This is a genomic window from Lysinibacillus sp. UBA5990 (genome assembly GCF_002429815.1).
Lineage (GTDB): Bacteria > Bacillota > Bacilli > Bacillales_A > Planococcaceae > Lysinibacillus > Lysinibacillus fusiformis.
In genome coordinates this window covers 1-16,039 of sequence record NZ_DJAY01000002.1, presented here as the reverse complement: position 1 = coordinate 16,039, position 16,039 = coordinate 1, and the positions used below count along the sequence as shown (strand labels likewise).

Annotated in this window: 15 protein-coding genes; 3 read left to right on the top strand and 12 right to left on the bottom strand. The window is 38.1% G+C overall.

Annotated features, from left to right (window positions below):
- Window positions 1-12: 12 nt before the first annotated feature.
- The 4 genes from B3D94_RS00900 to B3D94_RS00885 all read right to left on the bottom strand — a co-directional run bounded on the left by B3D94_RS00900 (window position 13) and on the right by B3D94_RS00885 (window position 3,820).
- Window positions 13-1,317: a transglutaminase domain-containing protein gene (locus B3D94_RS00900; RefSeq protein WP_254664211.1), complete on the bottom strand. Its 1,305-nt coding sequence runs from the start codon at window positions 1,315-1,317 to the stop codon at window positions 13-15.
- A gap of 85 nt (window positions 1,318-1,402) precedes the next feature.
- Window positions 1,403-2,542, bottom strand: coding sequence for a transglutaminase domain-containing protein (locus B3D94_RS00895; protein WP_291753658.1), 1,140 nt, complete (start codon window positions 2,540-2,542; stop codon window positions 1,403-1,405).
- A 217-nt stretch (window positions 2,543-2,759) separates the two neighbouring features.
- The gene (locus tag B3D94_RS00890) at window positions 2,760-3,020 is read right to left on the bottom strand and encodes a metal-sensitive transcriptional regulator (RefSeq protein ID WP_004233098.1); all 261 of its coding nucleotides are present in this window, start codon (window positions 3,018-3,020) and stop codon (window positions 2,760-2,762) included.
- 92 nt (window positions 3,021-3,112) lie between these two features.
- Window positions 3,113-3,820 carry a glycosyltransferase family 2 protein gene (locus tag B3D94_RS00885; RefSeq protein ID WP_069479693.1) on the bottom strand — a complete coding sequence of 236 codons (708 nt, stop codon included), beginning with the start codon at window positions 3,818-3,820 and terminating at the stop codon, window positions 3,113-3,115.
- Window positions 3,821-3,986: 166 nt separating this feature from the next.
- On the opposite strand from B3D94_RS00885, the gene B3D94_RS00880 reads away from it, so the two are divergent.
- Window positions 3,987-5,906, top strand: a complete 1,920-nt coding sequence (locus B3D94_RS00880; protein ID WP_291753608.1) for an SEL1-like repeat protein — start codon at window positions 3,987-3,989, stop codon at window positions 5,904-5,906.
- A 52-nt stretch (window positions 5,907-5,958) separates the two neighbouring features.
- Here the strand turns inward: B3D94_RS00880 and B3D94_RS00875 are convergent, their stop codons facing one another.
- The 6 genes from B3D94_RS00875 to B3D94_RS00850 all read right to left on the bottom strand — a co-directional run bounded on the left by B3D94_RS00875 (window position 5,959) and on the right by B3D94_RS00850 (window position 11,010).
- Complete coding sequence (locus B3D94_RS00875) at window positions 5,959-6,363, bottom strand: hypothetical protein (protein WP_069479692.1); 405 nt, start codon at window positions 6,361-6,363, stop codon at window positions 5,959-5,961.
- Window positions 6,364-6,436: 73 nt separating this feature from the next.
- Entirely contained in the window at window positions 6,437-7,810 is a 1,374-nt protein-coding gene (locus tag B3D94_RS00870; protein WP_291753605.1) for a HAMP domain-containing sensor histidine kinase, read from the bottom strand.
- Window positions 7,807-8,478 carry a response regulator transcription factor gene (locus tag B3D94_RS00865; protein WP_069479690.1) on the bottom strand — a complete coding sequence of 224 codons (672 nt, stop codon included), beginning with the start codon at window positions 8,476-8,478 and terminating at the stop codon, window positions 7,807-7,809. Before B3D94_RS00865 ends, B3D94_RS00870 begins: the two co-directional genes overlap by 4 nt.
- Before the next feature lie 73 nt (window positions 8,479-8,551).
- Entirely contained in the window at window positions 8,552-9,646 is a 1,095-nt protein-coding gene (locus tag B3D94_RS00860) for a DUF1648 domain-containing protein (RefSeq protein WP_069479689.1), read from the bottom strand.
- A 4-nt stretch (window positions 9,647-9,650) separates the two neighbouring features.
- Window positions 9,651-10,046 (bottom strand): GntR family transcriptional regulator, encoded by a 396-nt coding sequence (locus tag B3D94_RS00855; protein ID WP_193833549.1) that lies wholly within the window; start codon window positions 10,044-10,046, stop codon window positions 9,651-9,653.
- A 73-nt stretch (window positions 10,047-10,119) separates the two neighbouring features.
- Window positions 10,120-11,010: a LysR family transcriptional regulator gene (locus tag B3D94_RS00850; RefSeq protein ID WP_291753851.1), complete on the bottom strand. Its 891-nt coding sequence runs from the start codon at window positions 11,008-11,010 to the stop codon at window positions 10,120-10,122.
- Between the two features lie 130 nt (window positions 11,011-11,140).
- Here B3D94_RS00850 and B3D94_RS00845 point away from each other — a divergent pair, with 130 nt between their 5' ends.
- The gene (locus tag B3D94_RS00845) at window positions 11,141-11,806 is read left to right on the top strand and encodes an O-methyltransferase (protein ID WP_291753594.1); all 666 of its coding nucleotides are present in this window, start codon (window positions 11,141-11,143) and stop codon (window positions 11,804-11,806) included.
- 224 nt (window positions 11,807-12,030) lie between these two features.
- On the opposite strand, the gene aceB is transcribed toward B3D94_RS00845, so the two are convergent.
- Both aceB and aceA read right to left on the bottom strand, forming a co-directional pair.
- Complete coding sequence (aceB, locus tag B3D94_RS00840; protein WP_291753849.1) at window positions 12,031-13,629, bottom strand: malate synthase A; 1,599 nt, start codon at window positions 13,627-13,629, stop codon at window positions 12,031-12,033.
- Between the two features lie 103 nt (window positions 13,630-13,732).
- Window positions 13,733-15,016 carry an isocitrate lyase gene (gene aceA, locus B3D94_RS00835; protein ID WP_291753591.1) on the bottom strand — a complete coding sequence of 428 codons (1,284 nt, stop codon included), beginning with the start codon at window positions 15,014-15,016 and terminating at the stop codon, window positions 13,733-13,735.
- Between the two features lie 214 nt (window positions 15,017-15,230).
- On the opposite strand from aceA, the gene B3D94_RS00830 reads away from it, so the two are divergent.
- The gene (locus tag B3D94_RS00830) at window positions 15,231-15,902 is read left to right on the top strand and encodes a LytTR family DNA-binding domain-containing protein (RefSeq protein ID WP_291753585.1); all 672 of its coding nucleotides are present in this window, start codon (window positions 15,231-15,233) and stop codon (window positions 15,900-15,902) included.
- Window positions 15,903-16,039 lie beyond the last annotated feature (137 nt).

The window sequence follows — 16,039 nt, the reverse complement described above, 5'->3', positions numbered from 1 at the left end:
TGTTGTCCCCATTTATAGGGCCATTTTCTTCAACTCATTCGTTGTGAAATAAAGATAGCCATCTTTCACAAATAAATCCTTCGTATCTTCTCGGTTTAGGGACTGTTCCCCACTACCATCTGGACGAATCTTTGTTAAATAAGCGCCTCGCGAATAATTACTGTAATAGAGCCATCCATCTGCATAAACGACGTATTGTACACGGGAATTTGTTACTCGTTTCGTCTTCCCTGTCTTCATATCCAGCACATATAGCTTATTGTCATCAGAGATGTTGCTAAAATATAACTGATTGTCAACCTGTGCTGGGAAGTCTATATCATGATAGTAGCTATAGAGAGTACTTGTAGCTTTTGGATAATCTTCAGCAATCCATGAGTGGTCTTTTGCCATTGTGCGGTCATCAACTAAAAAGTATTGGTAACGAATCGCCCCTTTACGATCTGGTACTGGATCATTCCAGGTCGTATCAAGGTGATACCATTGTCCACCTAACTTCACTAAATTCCACGCATGTCCTTCTTGACCTACATATCCTACAATATATTTCGTCTCAATCCCAAGTTTTTGTAACATGGAGTGTGCAAGTAAAGCATAGCCCTGACATACCCCTCCGTGCTCTGCAAGAACGGTATAGGCGCTATGCGGACTAGAATTTGTTTGATCGGTATAAGCCGTATTCGCCACAATATAGTCATTAACTGCTCGTACCTTTTCTACGTCTGACATAGATGTATTACTGATTTTGGAAATGATTTCTTGGACATTCATCTCCACGTAGGCAGCCTGTTCTGGCGTCATTAAATAGCTTTGCTCCCCAAATATTGTTGCCTGATTTCTTCCATATTCAAAACGAATTGAATGTTTACTAATATGGCCATACACATAATCGTCTCTTTCGATGGCATTGTTATAGGCCTCTTCTACAATTTGTTCAATTCGTTGTGTATTCCCTTTATATTGAATTTCAAATTTCGGTGAGAAACTACTATAATACGCATACATTGCATCAGTCATTTCCTTAACGTTTGTCACAACTAACTTTGTCTCTGGCTTCTGAATTGCTTGAGCAGTAGGTGCTACCTCCATATCATGCATGTCTTCTATAGGTATGGCCGTTTCTATTGAGGCATTGTCTGAAAGTCTAGCGGTTACATCAACGATTTTTTCCTTTGTTGAAAGAAGCATTGTTTCTATCTCATCATTATTTGTCCATTCCGCTACCTGCCGGACAACTGTTTTACCTGCCGTATAAATGGGGTCAATGAAAATTATGATGATCACAATAATGGCTAATTTCTTCCACAAACTCCTCACCTCCAACCGTCTTCTTCTATTCATTATATACAAAAACAAGCACAAAGAACCCGTTCAGAGTCCTTTTATGCCTGTTAATAATTGTTTATTGACTTAATGTAAGTTTATGCTCTTTGGCATTCATGTTATAGATTAGATAATTTTCACTAATCCTTAGATTTGTTACAGGCTGTTTGACCAACACCTCAGCCTTTAATGTTTTCAGATTTAGTTTTGTTAAATAACCGCTGTTGCTATAATCACTATAATATAGATTTTGACCCATTCCAGTAATATACAACGCTCGTTTATCCAACACTTTTGTTTTTTTACCAGTTGCCATTTCTAGCTTATATAATTTATCGTGATCAGCCGTATTACTAAAATAGACGACATTATTTAATTGATATGCAAAATGAACATTATGCATAAAGCTATAGTTAGTGCTTGAGGCAGCAGGATAATCTGTCTGAATCCAAGAATGATCCTTCTTAAGCACTTCATCCGTCACTAAAAAGTAATCATATGATGCAGCACCAATACGATTTGGCAATGGATCATTCCATGTTGTATCCAAATGGTACCATTTGCCGTCTACCTTTACCAAGTTCCAGGTATGGGCCTCATTTCCATTCACAAATCCCACAACATATTTTGTTTCAATTCCACTCTGTGACAGCATTGCTTGTGCAGTTAAGGCATAGCCTTGGCAAACAGCTTGTCCTTCAAATAGCAAAGCATAGGCACTATGGGGGCTTGCCTTTGTTTTAGTACCATAACTAGTATTTGATACAATATAATCATTAATAGCCTTTACTTTATCGAATTCAGTCATAGTGGGTTTTATAATATTTTTCAATACTTGATCAATCTTTTTTTGTACGGCTGCTTCTTGTGTTTGGTTTGTCAGGTACTTTATTTTATAGGATACATTACCTAAAGAGTCTGCGGAAATTGTAGTGCTTTCCATATGTCCGCTTGCGTATACAGCCTGCTTTTTAGCTTGATCAAATGCATCCATAATCTCTTCTTTGAAGTCACCCATCGGCCCAGTATATGTAATTTTTATATCTGTTTCAAAACTATTAATTTTCTTTATTAGTTCTTTTGTAAACTGCTCCCAAGTTGTAACTGTTGAATTTGCTACAACAGGATTTATTACGGAATTAGTTTCTTTTTGTTGTGCATAAACCGCAGTCGGGCTTAACATAAGTAAAGTAGCGCCACATAATAACCATTTCTTCATACACGATCACCTTCCCTTTACGCTATCATTATTAGTTAGCATAACAAAGAAAGTGACTACTAGGCTATGAGACAAGTGCCCCAACTAAGACTTTCAACTAAAAAAATAAAATGATCCTCATAATATAAATTACCTAAAAATAGAATATAGGGGTCGATTATAACTATTAAATTGTAAAAAAATAAAACTCACTACATTCCAGTGAGTTTTACGACAATTAACGACTCTTTACTACTAGGTTAACCGCTTCCTGAATGGCCTCATTCATCTTTTCGCCATCCCCTTCCGCATTTTGCACACATTCCAATAAATTTGTACTAACAATCACACCAACTGTTCGGTCTACAGCCGAGCGGACGGCTGATAGCTGCGTAATCACTGCCTTACAGTCTTTTTCCTCCTCCATCATCTTCAAAATACCACGTAGCTGACCTTCCATCCGTTTCACACGATTTTTTACTTGATCTGAATATTCCATAAACATGCTCCTTCTTTCTATACTCGCTACGTTCTATTGAGTAATTGTTATCCTTTATCCTAGCTCTTTATTTCAATTTTAAACCTTAATTATCATTGTTTTCTTGGTCGTAAATAATTCATAAGCATTCTCGTTATAATGGAGCTTGCATTTGTTATTTCATCATACTGAATAATGGAGTTCTTTTTTATTCGTAATTGCCCAATCTCTACCTCGAAAATAGGGCACTTTCTTTTAAGAGCAGCAATTAGCATATTTGTATCATAATCATAGCGTTCACCTTTTACCTTCATTAGCCATGGTAATTCATTTATCGAAATATAACGTAAACCCGTTTGAGTATCCATCAATTTCCGGTGATATAACAGCTCAAAAAAGAGACTTGTTGCACGATTTCCCCAATACGAAAGAAAGGTACTATCAAACGAATGGAAGTTTCGCACGCCTAGCACAATACCTTCTGAAAAGACCTTCGTCATCGTTAAAACAAGCTTTACATCTTGTAATGTGTGCTGACCATGTGCCCCTATTGTGAGTACCCCATGAAATATTCTTTTTTGCTCTCGTATATATGTAAAGGCTGTTTTTAGTGCACCACCTTTTCCAATATTGTCTCGATGCTGAAGGACTTGGCAACCTTCTATTTTTTTTAGGTTGTCAAAAATTCCTTTATATTTCTGATCACTTCCATCATTGACAATAATAATTTGTGTAATGGTCGTTGCAAGTAATTGATGTACATAGGTAATGAGTGATTGTTGCGGATTATATGCTGGAATAATAGCTGCAATATTTTTCATGTCTATCCTCCACCTATAGGCTGTCAGGCTCTTCATATTTATGAATTCCCCTTATATCAAATAGTATCATGTAACAGCAACAATTCAACTGATGAATCCCATGAAAACATATCAATAATATCGATATTTCTCCGATATATGAAAAAAGAGAATACCATGAAAGTGGGTGAGTACTATCGTCATACATTACGAAATTCTTGAAGAACAATGTCACAAGTTAAGGCAATTTTCCTTCGCAACATTAGCTAAAAATTTACAGGAAGCTAGTTTTTTCGCCATTTCGAACCCTCTAGTTTCTTTACAAAAATCACTGCTAGTATTAGAAGAGATTTTATATGAGGTTTATCAATTGGAAATGCGTACTATGCCCAAATTAAAAAATGTCCGCATGCTGTTAAATAATCGTAGCTTTACAGCCCAGATTCATCCTCGGCGAATTTTCCTATTAATGAATCTCGTCTATAAAATGACGAGCCATACTAGTAATGAACTTGTGGAGGCAAAGGCGGCCAAAATAGTTCTTGATTATATAAGTGATATTGTTGAATGGTTTATGAAGCGCTATGATCGTAGCATTAAATCGAATGTAGCTGAAGAGGAAATTTTCATGTTGGAAAACAACCTATATCAGCGGGACCATTCAACCGATGCTTATAAACATGCAGTTGATTGGTTCGAAATTGCGGCCCAAAATGGTGATGCAAGTGCGCAATATAATTTAGGGGCACTTTACAACCATGGGCAAGGGGTTAAAAAAGATTATACGCTTGCGAAAATGTGGTATGAACGAGCCGCAGCTCAAAACGATCCCAATGCACACTATAGTCTCGGTGTACTCTATCATCTAGGACAAGGTACGGAACAAAATTATGGGAAGGCCGCTCATCACTACCAAATAGCAGCTGATTTAGGAAATGCAGATGCTCAGTATAATCTTGGTGTGCTTTATAATCAAGGGCTTGGCATATCTCAAGATTTCAATGAGGCAGCCAAATGGTACACCTTAGCCGCGGATCAAGGGAATACCAGTGCACAAAACAATTTAGGATTTCTTTATCATAATGGAACAGGTGTAGAGCAAAGTTATGCGAAGGCCAGCACTTATTTTGAAATGGCTGCCTTAGCCGGAGATGCAAGTGCGCAATATAATCTAGGTTATATGCATTTGAAAGGTCGTGGTATTCCACAAAACTTTGCAGGGGCAGCCAAATGGTTTCACATGGCCGCTTTACAAGACCATATGAATGCAGAATTTCAAATTGCTGTGCTTTACAATACTGGCCAAGGCATAGACAAGGACCATATTGAGGCGTTGAAATGGTTTAAGCTAGCGGCACATAAAGGACATTTACATGCTCAATATTACCTTGGTCTTCTCTATAAAAAAGAACAGGATATCGTTTTAGCTGAGAAATGGCTACTCCTAGCTGCTAAAGAAGGACATATTAGTGCTGGCTTCGAGCTTGGGCGTCTATATGTTTATCAACTTCAACAACCAGATAAAGCTCTACCCTATTTAAAGGCTGCAGCTGAAAAGGGTTATGTGGATGCTCAATACGAGCTCGGACTTTTATTAACTGCAGGAGCTGGTGTTCCTGTTAATTATCCGGAAGCCGTGCAATGGTGGAGAGCTGCAACTGATCAGTCACATATTCAGGCTGAATATCAATTAGGCCTATTATATGAGCAAGGATTAGGGGTTTCTCTGGATCTGGAAGAGGCACGCCGCTGCTATCGATTAGCTGCGATTCAAGGACATGCGGGTGCTCAATACCAGCTCGGAAATTTATTTGATAAAGGCAAGGGTGTTACACAGGATTACACAGAAGCTGCCAAATGGATTGAGCAAGCTGCGTCACAAGGGCATATAAAAGCACAATATCAATTAGCTCAAATGTACAGTCATGGGCAAGGCGTTCCAAAGGACTTTGCTAAAGCTGCCCAACTCTATAGATTAGCTGCTAATCAGGGGCATCAAAAGGCACAATTCCAACTCGGTCTGCTCTATAAAAAAGGGCAGGGTGTTGCCCCAGATTATCAAGAAGCCACAAAATGGCTGAAAAAATCACTTGAAGATATTCAATAACACATGAAAAAACCTACCGCGTTACGTTGACTATGTAACACGGTAAGTTTTTCTAATTTTTCATATCTTCTTGTTGTTTAATCATAAATGTTACTACAATGAACAAAGCAAAGCTAATTAATAACGTAGTTCCACCTACAATAAAGAACACTAAAGTAAATGTGCTGCCAAAATTAAATGGATTGATATTGTAAAACCACATCCCTAATGTTAAGCCAAAAACACCAAGAATAGCTGTCCAACCATGTATAATCACTAATTTTTGTGATTTGACTTTAAAAGCTCTATAAAAAATACCCCACGCAAACATACTCAGCCAACCAACAAGTAAAATATGTGCATGTATCGGTCTATATTCGTAGCTACCTGAACCGGTCATATGTGAACCTAGATAGGTTCCGATTAAAGCAAAAATAGCAGCCAATCGAATAAGGCGTATGCTCCACTTCTGTTCCATACGAAAACTCCCCCTTAGTTTGTTTCAACTAAGTAGCAGTTTATCGGGAGAACATGAACTTTACATGAACTCCTCATGACAAAATGGGGAGATCTATATATACCTTTGTCCCCTCATTGACTGCGCTTTCTATATGGACAGTGCCTCCATGTAGCTCTACGATTTGCTTGACGATTGCTAGCCCCAATCCAGTCCCTTGCTTCGTTCTAGAAGTGTCTGCTCGATAAAAACGGTCATAAACTTTTGCTAATTGATCTGCAGTCATACCTATTCCATTATCCTCAACAAGTATTGCAAGCGAAGCAGGTTTTTGCTGTAAATCTAGATGTATTTGACCTCCCTCCACATTGTACTTAATCGCATTTGTCAGCAAGTTGTCCCAAACATTTTGTAGAAGCCCTGCATCCCCATTAAAAATAACTTGCTCCATTTTGTATGTGATTTGGAGCTGAGCCTCTTCCATTTGCCAGCGATATTTTCGTACGCTTTCCTTTAGCTGTTCATCTAATTGGTAACGCTCACGTTTGACTATTCGTGTCGATTGATCAAGCGATGTTAATAACAATAATTGCTTCGTTAAAGTTGATAAACGTTTTGTTTCCAATTCGATAATGGCTGCGTACTCCTGTCTTTCCTTCTCCTTCAGCAAAGGGTTTTTTAGTAAGTCAACATATCCTTGAATATTTAATAAAGGGGATTGAAAATCATGCGATACATTACTTATAAATTCCTTTCGCACGCGATCATTCTCCTGTAATTTTTCTGTCATTATATTAAAACTAGTAGCTAATTGGCCTAATTCATCATTACGGTCAATGTCCAAGACGGTATCAAACTTTTCATGTGCAAGCTGTTGAGTCGCTGCTGTTAGCTTTGTAATGGGACGAATTAATGCTTTAGCAAATAGTAGCATAGCCAGTAAACTGAGCACTATCATGACGAGCATTAATCCACCAAGCAATGTATGTACCTCCGAAAACAATAAGCGAATATCTGGTCTTACGAACAATGCATATGATCTATTTTCATACGTAAATGGCACACCAATTGTATTAATTAACTCATTAGCAAAAAAGCCTGTTACAAATGTTTCTTTTGGGAAATCTCGCATACCATGATAGACCTCACCATTTAAAACATGCTTTACAACGGATTCAGACAAAGTCTTATCCCGATAATCACCACCAAAAAAGTGCCCTTCCTCGCCAGCTGTTACATATATTTGATAGCCAATTTCGCCAAGTGTCATGAAATAATTATTTAAATCCTCTGGCTTAGCAGTCTCAATATATTGCACAATCTCCTGTGCGATGACAACGTTTTTTGTATCATTTTTTTCTTTTACGACTTGATGATAGTAGGTATTCGTCGCTAAAAAACCAAGACACAAGCTCCCAACCATCACTAACAATGTGGTCATTACAAATTTACTATATAAAGTCTTCATGACGTTGCCTCTAACTTATAGCCAACACCTCTTACCGTTATAATTTCAACAGCCGTATCAAAACGATTTAATCTTTCTCGAACCCGCTTCACATGCGTATTCAGTGTTTGCTCGTCTCCATTATAGTCATAGCCCCATACTTGCTCCATTATAAAGCTCCTTGTAAATACCTGGTTAGGACGTGATGCCAATAACGCCAGCAATTCAAATTCCTTTAAAGGTAAGATAAGTGTCTCTTCTCCAATAATAACCTCGAAGCTACGACGATCAATTACTAGTTGGCCCACTTGGATGGTTATTTGATTTTTCTTATCCAATCTACGTAATATAGCGGCTATACGAAACAATAATTCCTTCGGCTCAAAGGGCTTCACAACATAATCATCTGAGCCGGCTAAAAAACCTCGCTCTTTATCTTCAAGCTCACCCTTTGCTGTTAATAATAAAACAGGGATATCATAATCTTGTGTTAAAGTCTCGGTCAGTGTGAATCCATCCATACCTGGCATCATCACATCTACAACTGCTAAATCGGGTAGATTCCCGTTAAGTAATGCTAGTGCCTGCTGAGCATTTTCCGCACGTAACACTTGAAAGCCCTCTCTTGTTAAATAAATATTTATTAGCTGTAAAATATGCACATCGTCATCGACAACAAGAATTCTCATCTGCTTACCTCCAGTCAATATGAAAAAAATTCGCTCACTTGGAACGAATTTTTCATCATAGATCCCTATTATTTTATAACGAAAGTATAGAAATCAACAGCAATAAGAGAAAAGGTAACCCAATGACAATATATCCTCTTGGATTGGCAAGGTTCATCGTCCACCCTACCCCAAATCTTTTCTCTACAAAAACAGAAGGATCTTGACGATTCATATAAATTAAGCCGCCCTTCCAATAACGATCTTCATCCACATCCATGACCTGTGAGTCAATATTTTTTTCATAGCGAACTCTATATTTGCGCTTTTTCACAACATAAATTAAAAGGGAACCGACTACAACAACTAAAAATAAAACAAATAGCGGTAATAGCTTATAGCCCACAGTCATGGCAGGATAAATATTACTAAGTTGTAGTACCGTTAATAACACGGTTATAGCATAGCTTACCAATAAAATTTGCCAACTCATAAACTTTCGCGTTTTTAGCTGATCCTCCAACGACTCCTCCTTGCGATTTACCGCTATTTTGATGGCAGAACGTTTTATAGAATCAGTAATGCCCCACATCATGAATTGTATCATTAGCATAATAAGAGGCAATGAAATGGCTGTTAAATACGTCTTGTTTCTCCAAGCATCTGCCACTCCACTTGGTCCCCAATGTACGGCTATATTAGCTGGCATTTGATCGTAATGAAGGATTGTATAAATAATTAAAAATCCTGATATCACCAAAGGCACAGCAAAGAATGACCAAGGAAGCATCTCATCACGGCTTCGTGCTGTGAGATCGACTGCACGTACCTGTTTAAGATTTACGCCCCACTGTTCCTGCCTTTTTAAGGTTGTTATCTTTTGGTGATATACCCAGTATAGCCCCATACTCACGGTAAGCATGCTCCATAAACACCCGAGTAAAAACATACCTTGAATGGATTCAGAGGTAAGTAAGTTGTAACTAATAATCATAACAATTAAAAACACAACACCTGTGACTCCGACTATTTGGGCATAACGTTTTTTCACATTGGCTAAGGCAGGATGCTTAATATTTTGATCTGGCACAGTGACCCCAAAAACAATGGTCTCACGTACAATAAAAGGAACGATCATTTGTAAAACTAATGTCATGATGTAAATAGATATAAAAATACCAAGTAGCATTTTGCTACACTCCCTCTGCTGGAATATGCAAGTCTGCAAACACTTTTTTCATCATGTGCTCAATTTGTTCTACTGTTGCGCCGAGCACCATACCTTCTGCCACAACAGGCTTTAAATTCTTTTCAATTTGTCGTAGTTGTTCTGGCGTCAAAGCCCTCTCCTCTGTTGAGCGTATAATGGCTCCTGATTTAGCACGTATAACTATTATTCCTTTAGCCTCTAATTCATGATAGCTTTTATTAACTGTATGCATATTAACACCTAAATCAGCAGCTAAACTCCGAACAGATGGCAAGGTCTCTCCTTGCTTCATATCGCCTCTTGCTATCCCTTCAATGATTTGACGTGACACTTGCTCATAGATGGGAACGTCAGATTGCGGCTCTATTTGAATAAACATGTTTATCAGCTCCATATTTGTTATATGTTTAGTATAACAAATATTTTTCAAATGTACATGGAGTACGAACTATTTATAGTGAGCGCTTAATCGTCTCGATAAAATTTTGCACCAGTAAATTTGGCTTTTCATTTTTTCTCGTACAAATGGAAATTTTATGTTTAACGGGATGTATATCTTTAATATAGACTCTTGCCAATTGCCCACTCTCAACATATTCCCTAACTGCAAGGGATGAAATAAAATTTGCACCATATCCCGCTATAACAGAACGTATTGTCTCATTGATCCCATTAAATTGTAACGCAATTTTTGGTGGCTCTACTTGGTACGTTTGACATAAGGAAAAAAGATGCTCTCTCATCGAGCTCCCTTTCTCTCTCATAATAAATGGCTCCTGAAACATTTCAATTAAAGTAATAGTTTGATGAGCATACCTATGATGGGGTGACACGACAAACCATAATTCATCCTCATATAGTTCCTCCCACCCTATTTCTTGAGGTCTTTCAGAAATTCCTCCGCCATAAATGGCAATGTCGGCTTTATAGTGTATTAGTTGCTCAAAGGCATCCTTGGTATTGGTAGTTGTAATCATTAAATTTACATGTTCATTAGCAGCCTTAAAAGTTGCCGCCCATTTGGGAATTAAAAAATTGGCTGGTAGGTAAGTAGCTACTATATGTAAAGTTCCTGCTTTGGCAAGGCGGTATTCTTCTATAAATGTTTCTATATGCTGTTCAAGGGCCATCAAATGTAGAGCTTTCTCAGCTAGAGATATGCCAAACTCCGTAAGTACGACCCCTCGCCCCTGCTGCTTAAAAAGTTGTACACCTATTTCATGCTCAAATCGTTTAATTTGGCTCGAAACAGCAGGCTGGCTAATACATAATAATTCTGCCGCTTTTGTGAAACTACCAGTAGAAGCAACATGATAAAACAATTTTAAGCCATGAATATTCATCATTTTCTCCTATCCATAACATTTAGTTATATATGAATAATTATAATATATTTTTTTTATGATTCATTTTATCATACACTCTATATGCAAGCTTGCACTTTTTAAACGACATAGAAATGAGGGCTGTACGATGACAGAGTTAAATGTTTGGCATAATGTAGATAATTATTTTACGGATAAGCTTCTACCAGATAACAGCTGTCTTACCGCTGCACTACTGGCAAATAAAGCTGCAGGTATACCTGAAATTGATGTATCCCCAACCCAAGGGAGATTTTTGTATTTACTAACTAAATTGAAAGGAGCCGTTAATGTTTTAGAGATTGGCACACTTGGTGGGTATAGCAGTATTTGCTTAGCTCAAGCTCTCTCAAAAGAAGGCAAAGTGGTGACTTTAGAAATTAATGAAGACTATGCCTCTGTCGCTCTTCAAAATATACGACATGCAGGCTTAGAGGAAAAGATTGAAATTATCGTCGGTCATGCATTGGATACATTGCCAGACTTGAAAAAAAAGGGGCAATTTTTTGATGTCATTTTTATTGATGCAGATAAGCCCAATAATCCTGAATATTTAAAGTGGGCATTAAAGCTAGCGAATTCAGGTGCTGTTATTATTGCGGATAATGTAGTGCGGAATGGTGCTATCACAGATATAAATAAGGTGGACGAAAGTGTTAGAGGCGTACAGCAATTTATAGATCTGCTAAAAGAGGAACCCCGTATTGAAGCAACAGCTATACAAACGGTTGGCGTCAAGGGCTATGATGGCTTTATCCTAGCCATAGTCAGCTAATATAGAAAAAATCCGCGTAGCCTGGAAAAACAGTTACGCGGATTAATTAAAAAAGATGTCTTATAAGCTCCCCATCTAAGCTCGTAAAACATCTTTTTCCTCTAAATTACTTTTATAAGTAGACCCCTTTAGTACAATTGTGCTCATCTCTTTAGTAACCGGGGAACAGACCCCGTCACATTTTATTAGTAGGAAAGTTGAATATGTTTTTAGTAGATTTGCATTTACGCTAATTTTTCATAGCCTGGAAGTGTCAAGAATTCCGCGAATTCATCTTGCTCAATTAAAGATTTAAACAGTTCTGCAGCTTCTTCAAAGCGACCACTGTTATAGGCTTGTTCCCCAACAGCCTCTTTAATTTTCACAAGCTCTTCTTCCAGAATTTCAAGGACAAACGCTAAAGTAATACCGCGCCCATCATCTAAAATACCTTTTGGATGTCGAATCCACTGCCACACTTGTGTACGAGAGATTTCTGCTGTCGCAGCATCCTCCATTAAATTGTTAATTGGTGCAGCACCATTACCACGAAGCCATGAAGCCATATATTGTACACCAACACTACAGTTAACACGAAGTCCCTCAAGAGTAATTGTGCCATCAGGTACAGCTACTAAATCTTCCGCAGTAACTTCTACATCCTCACGCTTCTTATGAATTTGGTTTGGGGTCGTCATAATGGCATCAAATTGCTCCATTGCTGTTGCCACCATACCTGGATGCGCTACCCATGTACCATCATGTCCCTCTGTTGCTTCACGTCGCTTATCTTCAGCAACCTTTGCAAATGCCACCGCATTCGCTTCATCATCATTTTTAACAGGAATTTGGGCAGCCATCCCGCCCATTGCTGGTGCGTTCCGCTTATGACAAGTTTGAATACATAAAGATGTATAAGCCTTCATGAATGGAACGGTCATTGTAACTTGACCTCGGTCTGGTAAAATGACATCTGCTTGATTGCGAAGGCGTTTAATATAACTGAAAATATAATCCCAACGTCCACAATTCAGACCAGCTGAATGTTCACGTAGCTCATATAAAATTTCATCCATTTCAAATGCCGCCAAAATGGTTTCGATCAATACAGTAGCTTTTATAGTGCCCTGTGGAATGCCAATATAATCTTGGGCAAATACAAAGATATCATTCCATAGACGAGCCTCTAAATGGCTTTCAAGCTTCGGTAGATAAAAGTACGGCCCCGTTCCTTTTGCCAGTGCATTTTTTGCATTATGGAATAGATATAAACCAAAGTCGAAGAAACTTCCAGAAATCGGTTCATCATGAACAAGTACATGCTTTTCAAGCAGGTGTAAGCCTCTAGGACGAACTAGTAACACGGCTGTTTCAGCATTTAGTTTATACGTTTTTCCATTGGATGCTTGTGTAAACTCAATCGTCTTATTAATAGCATCACGCATATTAATTTGACCACCAATCATATTTTCCCATGTTGGAGAAGAAGCATCCTCAAAGCAAGCCATAAACATCTTTGCTCCAGAGTTTAACGCATTAATAACCATTTTACGGTCAACCGGCCCTGTAATTTCAACACGCCGATCCTGCAAATCTTGTGGAAGAGGTGCAATTGACCAATCACCTTCACGAATATGCTTTGTTTCAGGTAAGAAATCTAGTTTCTCTCCAGCATCTAGACGCTTTTGGCGTTTCTGACGAGCATTCAATAACTCTTTACGGCGAGCATCAAATTTCTCGTGCAGGGCAAGAACAAACTCAAGAGCTTCAGGCGTTAAAATTTCATTTGTATGCTCATTTTGTTCTCCAACAATTTTAAGCTTACCTGTCGTTGCTTGTTTCATTAGTTGTTTACCCACCTTTGCGATTTTCATTTTGTCTTCCTCCGCTTTAGGAGGAGCGGAGGAGACTACTCTATGATTATGAATTTAGGAAAACACGAATTTTTTATACGAACTGTTCAGTTTCTGTCGATCCGGCCATTGCCGTTGTTGAAGAAGTACCACCTGAAATAACTTGAGAAATTTCATCAAAGTATCCAGTACCTACCTCACGTTGATGGCGTGTCGCTGTATAGCCTTTAGATTCCGAAGCAAACTCAGCTTGCTGTAGCTTAGAATATGCAGCCATACCATTATCTTTATAATCATGTGCCAACTCAAACATAGAGTGGTTTAATGCATGGAATCCTGCTAAAGTAACAAACTGGAATTTATAACCTAGCTTACCAAGCTCACGCTGATACTCTGCAATTTCCTCTTCTGAAAGATTTGCTTTCCAGTTAAATGAAGGTGAACAGTTGTATGCAAGCATTTTACCTGGGAATTCTGCATGAATAGCTTCTGCAAATTCTCGAGCTTCCTCAAGAGATGGTTTAGAAGTTTCACACCAAATTAAATCAGCGTATGGTGCGTAAGCTAAGCCCCGAGCAATTGCTTGTTTGATGCCTGCCTTTGTACGGAAGAAACCTTCAGGAGTACGTTCGCCAGTAATAAACTCTGCATCACGTGGGTCGATATCTGAAGTAACCATATCTGCAGCATCAGCATCTGTACGAGCAATTAGAATTGTATCAACACCCATAACGTCAGCTGCTAATCTCGCAGCTACCAAATTACGAACAGCATTTTGTGTTGGAAGTAAAACTTTACCGCCTAGATGACCACATTTCTTCTCTGAAGCTAACTGATCTTCAAGGTGAACACCAGCTGCTCCTGCTTCAACCATGCCTTTAACAAGCTCAAATACATTAAGAGGTCCTCCGAAACCTGCCTCTGCATCTGCTACAATTGGAGCAAACCAGTCAAATTGATCGACACGTCCTTCAGCATGATCAATTTGATCTGCGCGTTGAAGTGCTTGATTAATTCGTTTAACTACTGCTGGTACAGAATTGGCTGGGTATAGTGATTGATCTGGATACATTTGACCCGAAAGGTTTGCATCCGCAGCTACTTGCCAGCCTGATAGATAGATAGCTTTGAGTCCAGCTTTAACTTGCTGTACCGCCTGATTACCGGTTAATGCCCCCAATGCATTAATAAACGGCTCCTCATGTAATGAATTCCATAGTCGAGTAGCACCTTTTTTTGCCAAAGTTTGTTCAATTACTACAGTACCTTGTAATTTAATAACCTCTTCAGCCGAATATGTGCGTTCAATACCAGCCCAGCGTGGGTTTTCAGTCCATTGTTTCTCTAATGCTCCGATTCTTTCTTGACGAGTTGACATATTGAAATTCCACCTTCCCCTTTGTGTACAATATACTCTGTTAAAAAACTTTTAAATCACTGTTCCATAACAGGTTTATTTGTTGTAAATTAATATATAACAGAGTATTTGAATTTTCATTATTTTTTGATAAAAGACCAAATTTTCATGACAAAGCTATTCTTTTTTGCGACGAAATTTGGATGGTTATTTACAAACAAGGGGGATATTCACAATGAATAATGAGTTAAATTCTTGCACAAAAGATATTTCAGAACAATATATTTCAATGTTGAGCGATTGGATTCCTACTGATTCATCCATTGCAATTGCCGTTGATAATTCTTATATCTTTATTCAATCAGGGCATCCTAGTATCCATTTAGAAATGGGTCAACAAGTGTTACCTGGAAGTATTGCCGATCAAGTATTGCGTACACAGAAAAAAACAGAAACAATTTTAGATAATTTGTCATTCGATATACCCTTTTACGGTATCGGCTATCCGATACTCATTCAAGATGAACCAGCAGCTCTAGTAGTCATACTGCCATCTACTTTCTCTATTAAAAAGACAGAACCATTTGAGTTTATAACAGGAAAACAAGATGAAGAATGGAATCCTGTAGCCATTAATAAAGTATCGCATATCGAAAGTCTTCAAAAAAAGACATGGTTTTATGTAGAGCGCGAACAATTTAAAACGAATATCACCCTTAAAGAACTTCAAATAAGATTACCATCATACTTTATTCGTATTCATAGATCCTATATCGTAAATATTTATTTTATAAAAAAAATGGCGCGTGATTTGACATCAAACTTTATTATTACATTAGTGGATGGTAGTGAATTACCAGTGAGTCAATCATATATCAATAACTTGAGAAATGCGCTTGAGTTTTAAATATATTAGCTGTCTTAAGAGGGCAGCTTTGATTTTTCTGTTGAAAATGAAAAAAGACCAGAGAAAAAATTCTCTGGTCTTTCTATTGCCTAGCGACGTCATACTCTCACAGGGGGAAGCCCCCAACTACCATCGGC